The 4645-nt window shown below is 69.2% G+C and carries 3 protein-coding genes and 1 pseudogene; all 4 read right to left on the bottom strand.

The window, feature by feature from the left end; all coding sequences use genetic code 11:
- Positions 1 to 232: hypothetical protein (locus Q8M82_RS00360; RefSeq protein WP_305689411.1), on the bottom strand; the 232-nt coding region annotated here is incomplete at its 3' end.
- On the bottom strand, positions 229 to 1395 hold the full coding sequence (locus Q8M82_RS00355; RefSeq protein ID WP_305689410.1) for a cyclic nucleotide-gated ion channel: 1167 nt from the start codon (positions 1393 to 1395) through the stop codon (positions 229 to 231). The genes Q8M82_RS00355 and Q8M82_RS00360, both read right to left, overlap by 4 nt.
- Before the next feature lie 8 nt (positions 1396 to 1403).
- On the bottom strand, positions 1404 to 4046 hold the full coding sequence (gene alaS, locus Q8M82_RS00350; protein ID WP_305689409.1) for an alanine--tRNA ligase: 2643 nt from the start codon (positions 4044 to 4046) through the stop codon (positions 1404 to 1406).
- Positions 4047 to 4358: 312 nt separating this feature from the next.
- A pseudogene (locus Q8M82_RS00345) lies at positions 4359 to 4645 on the bottom strand (recombinase RecA); the annotation flags it as partial.

Here is a 4645-nt window from a genome sequence, read left to right as displayed (position 1 = left end):
CCGGATCGGCCGGGCGGGCGATGGCGAGCCGCGCCCCCTCCGGCGCGCGCGAGACGAAGACGCTCAGCGGCGAGCCCGCCATCACCCGCTGCGAGGCGGAGAGCCCTGCGCCCGCGGGCTGCGCCGGCTTGCGGGAGGCCTGCGACTGGGCCGGGGCCTGCGCATTTGCCGACGACAGGGCGGCCAGCGGCAGGAGGGCCACCGTCAGCAGGGCGAGACGGCGCAGCCTCATGCGCCGCGCGCCAGCTCGCGGATATGGGCGGCAAGCCTGGGGCTGCGCGCCGTCAGCGCCTTGAAGTCGATCTGGTCGAGCACGAGAAGCTTGGTCGGCGCGGTCGCGACCGCGGCGTTGACGCCGCAGGCATGGCTCGTGATCGCGACATCGTCCAGCGTCAGCGCGCCGAAGAAATGGCCCTCGTCCAAGGTCGTCTTTCCCTCCGGCAAGGCGAGCTCGACCTCGCCGCTGGCGACGAAATAAAGGGCCTGCAGTGGATCGCCCTCATGCGCGATGACGACGCCGTTGCGCACGGTGCGGGCGCGCAGGAACTGCATCACCTCCGCGATCTCGACCGCATCGAGTTGGCCGAATAATGGCACGCGCGCGATCATGCTCCAGGTCACGACGAATTCGCGGCGGTGGATCTCCTGCGCGAAGGCGGTGGCGACGATGCCGACCGGCAGCGCCAGCATGACGAGCCCGAGCACCGCGGTGACGGCGGCCACCGCCTTGCCCGCCGCCGTGATCGGCGAAACGTCGCCATAGCCCACCGTGGTCAGGGTGATGATCGCCCACCACATCGCGTCGGGGATGGTGCCGAGCTTGTCGGGCTGGGCCTCGTGCTCGACGAGATGCATGACGCTCGCCGCCATCAGCATCACGCCCATCAGTACGACGAAGCAGGCGAAGAGCGCCTTGCGCTCGGCATGGAGCGCGGCGGCGAGCGAGGCCATGCCCGGCGAATAGCGGCCGAGCTTGAAGAAGCGCAGCAGCCGCAGCAGCAGCAGGAACTGCAGATCGGCGAGGCCCAGCACGGCGAAGGCGAGCGGCAGCGTCGCCAGCAGATCGACCATCGCCGGCAGCGAGGCGGCATAGGTGAGCCGCGCCTTCAGCGGCGTCAGCGCCCGGTAGCGCGCATGCTCGGGCGCGACCCAGAGGCGTGCGGCGTATTCGAGGGCAAAGAGCACCAGCGAGACGGTTTCGAACGCATGGAAGGCCGGGCCGAAGCGCTGAGCCAGATCGGGGATCGAATGCAGCACGATCGCCGCGACATTGGCGCAGATCAGCAGGACGAGCCCGCGATGGATCGCCGTGGCGACGGGGTCGTCCCCCGCGCCATGGTCGAACCAGAGATGCACCCGGCGCCGCCATCCCATCGCTGAGGCGGCGGCGGCCATGGCGGGCCTCAGCCCATCGCGGCTGCGACGGCGTCGAGCGCGGCTTGCGCCTTGTCGCCATCGGGCCCACCGGCCTGGGCCATGTCGCGGCGTCCGCCGCCGCCCTTGCCGCCCAGCGCCTCCGACGCCGCGCGCACCAGCGCGACCGCGTCGAAGCGCTCGGTCAGATCCGGCGTGACGCCGACGACGACGCCGGCCTTGCCATCCTCGGCGACGCCGACGATGGCGACGACGCCCGAGCCGATGCGGGTCTTGGCCTCGTCGGCCAGGCTCTTCAGATCCTTCATCTCGACGCCGCTGACGGCGCGCGCCAGGAGCTTCGTGCCGGCGATCTCCTGGACCGGGTCCTGCGCTTCGCCGCCGCCGCCCATGGCGAGCTTCTTGCGGGCGTCGGAGAGCTCGCGCTCGAGCTTGCGGCGCTCCTCGATCAGCGCGGCCAAACGCGGGCCGGCCTCATGGGCGGGCACCTTCAACAGGCTGGCAAGCCCGTCGAGCAGGCGCGACTCGGTGTTCAGCCGCAGGCGCGCGCCGTTGCCGGTCATCGCCTCGAGGCGGCGCACACCGGCCGCGACCGCGCTCTCACCGACGACGCTGACGAGGCCGATATCGCCGGTGCGGCCGGCATGGGTGCCGCCGCAGAGCTCGACCGAGAAGGCGCGGCCGGTGGCGTTGGTGCCCATCGAGACGACGCGGACCTCGTCGCCGTATTTCTCCCCGAAGAGGGCGCGCGCGCCAGACGCGATCGCCTCGTCGACGCTCATCAGCCGCGTCGAGACCGGCTCGTTCCGGAGCACGATGGCGTTGGCGATCTCCTCGACCTCACGCAGCTCCTCATCCGAAATCGGCTTGGGGTGCGAGAAGTCGAAGCGCAGGCGCTCGGGCGAGACCAGCGAGCCCTTCTGCGCGACATGGTCACCCAGCACCAGCCGCAGCGCCTCGTGCAGCAGATGGGTGGCGGAGTGATTGGCGCGGATCGCCGTGCGGCGGGCATGGTCGACGATGAGCTCGACGGCGGCGCCGCGCTTCAGCGTGCCGTTCTTCACCGTCACCGCATGGGCGAAGACGTCGCCGAGCTTCTTCTGGACATCGCCGACGGTGGCGAGGAAGCCGGCGCCGCGGACCGTGCCGGCATCGCCGACCTGGCCGCCGGATTCGCCATAGAACGGCGTCTGGTTGACGATCATCAGCCCGCTCTCGCCGGCCTGGAGCGTCTCGACCTCGGCATTGTCTGATATCAGCGCGGTGATGACGCCCTCGGCGGTCTCGGTGTCGTAGCCGAGGAATTCGGTGGCGCCGAGCTTGTCGCGCAGGGGGAACCAGAGCTTCTCGGTCGCGGCCTCGCCGGTGCCGGCCCAGGCGGCGCGCGCCTTGGCCTTCTGCTGCTGCATGGCGGCGTCGAAGCCCTCCGTATCGACGGTGACGCCGCGGGCGCGCAGCGCGTCCTGCGTCAGGTCGAGCGGGAAGCCATAGGTGTCGTAGAGGGTGAAGGCGACCTCGCCCTTCAGGCTCTGGCCTTCGGTCAGGTCCTTCGCGGCGTCGTCGAGCAGGGTCAGGCCGCGGGCGAGCGTGGTGCGGAAACGGGTTTCCTCGAGCTGCAGCGTCTCGGAAATCAGCGCCTCGGCGCGCAGCAATTCGGGATAGGCGCGGCCCATCTCGCGCGTCAGCACCGGCACGAGCCTGTGCAGCAGCGGGTCCCTCGCGCCGAGCAGCTGCGCATGGCGCATGCCGCGGCGCATGATCCGGCGCAGCACATAGCCGCGGCCCTCGTTGGAGGGCAGCACGCCGTCGGCGATCGGGAAGGCCGAGCAGCGCAGATGGTCGGCGATGACGCGGTGGCTCGCCTTCATCGGGCCGTCGGAAGGAACGTTGGTGAGGTCGGCGATGGCGGAGATCAGCGCCGCGAAGAGGTCGATCGCGTAGTTGTCATGCGTGCCCTGGAGCACGGCGGCGATGCGCTCCAGCCCCATGCCGGTGTCGATCGAGGGCCGGGGCAGGTTGGTGCGAACACCGCCCGCCGCCTCCTCATACTGCATGAAGACGAGGTTCCAGATCTCGATGAAGCGGTCGCCGTCCTGATCGGGACTGCCCGGCGGGCCGCCGGGGATGTCCTCGCCGTGGTCGTAGAAGATCTCCGAGCACGGGCCGCATGGGCCGGTGTCGCCCATCGCCCAGAAATTGTCCGAGGTCGGGATGCGGATGATCTTTGAGTCGGAGAGGCCCGCGATCTTCTTCCAGAGGGCATGCGCCTCGTCGTCCTCGGAATAGACCGTGACCGTCAGTTTTTCCTTGGGCAGGCCGTATTCACGGGTGACCAGGGTCCAGGCGTGCTCGATCGCCTGTTCCTTGAAATAATCGCCGAAGGAGAAGTTCCCCAGCATCTCGAAGAAGGTGTGGTGGCGGGCGGTGTAGCCGACATTGTCGAGGTCGTTGTGCTTGCCGCCGGCGCGGACGCATTTCTGCGCGGTGGTGGCGCGGACGTAAGGCCGCTTCTCCTGGCCGGTGAAGACGTTCTTGAACTGCACCATCCCCGAATTGGCGAACATCAGCGTCGGGTCGTTGCGCGGCACGAGCGGGCTCGACGCCACCACCTCATGGCCCTGGCCCTTGAAGTAGTCGAGGAAGGTGGACCGGATTTCGTTGACGCCGCTCATCGCTGTTCGAACTCTTGTCTGTCGGGCTGCCCTCCGGGCAGGGCCGGCGGTTTCAAGCGTTCTAGTGAGGCCGCCTGCCGCTGTCGAGAGAGCGCGCGCGGCTCAACGCCTTGTGCGCAAACGCAAACGGACGGCCCGAGGGCCGCCCGTTCATTTGGGTCAACTGCAGCGGGCTTCATGGGAGCCCTCATCCTGAGGAGCAGCCATAGGCTGCGTCTCGAAGGATGGTTCAGCTGTCGCCCGAGCCTCCTGGAGCATCCTTCGAGACGCCGCGTGCCGCGGCTCCTCAGGATGAGGGCTCGACGAGGACGCTCAGGCCTCGCCCTCGTCGAGATCGTCCGCCGTCGGGGTGGCCTGATCGAGGATGCGCTCGGCGACGAGGCCGGAGTTCTGGCGGATGGTGGCCTCGATCTTGGCGGCCATCTCGGGATTGGCCTTGAGAAAGCTCTTGGCGTTCTCGCGGCCCTGGCCGAGCCGCTGGCTGTCGAAGGAGAACCAGGCGCCGGATTTCTCGACCATGCCGGCCTTGACGCCGAGATCGACGAGTTCGCCGACCTTGGAGATGCCCTCGCCGAACATGATGTCGAACTCGACCTGCT

The organism is Allobosea sp., assembly GCF_030694325.1.
Taxonomy (GTDB): domain Bacteria; phylum Pseudomonadota; class Alphaproteobacteria; order Rhizobiales; family Beijerinckiaceae; genus Allobosea.
Note: the sequence above shows the minus strand (reverse complement) of the source record. Positions and strands in the feature narration are given on the sequence as shown.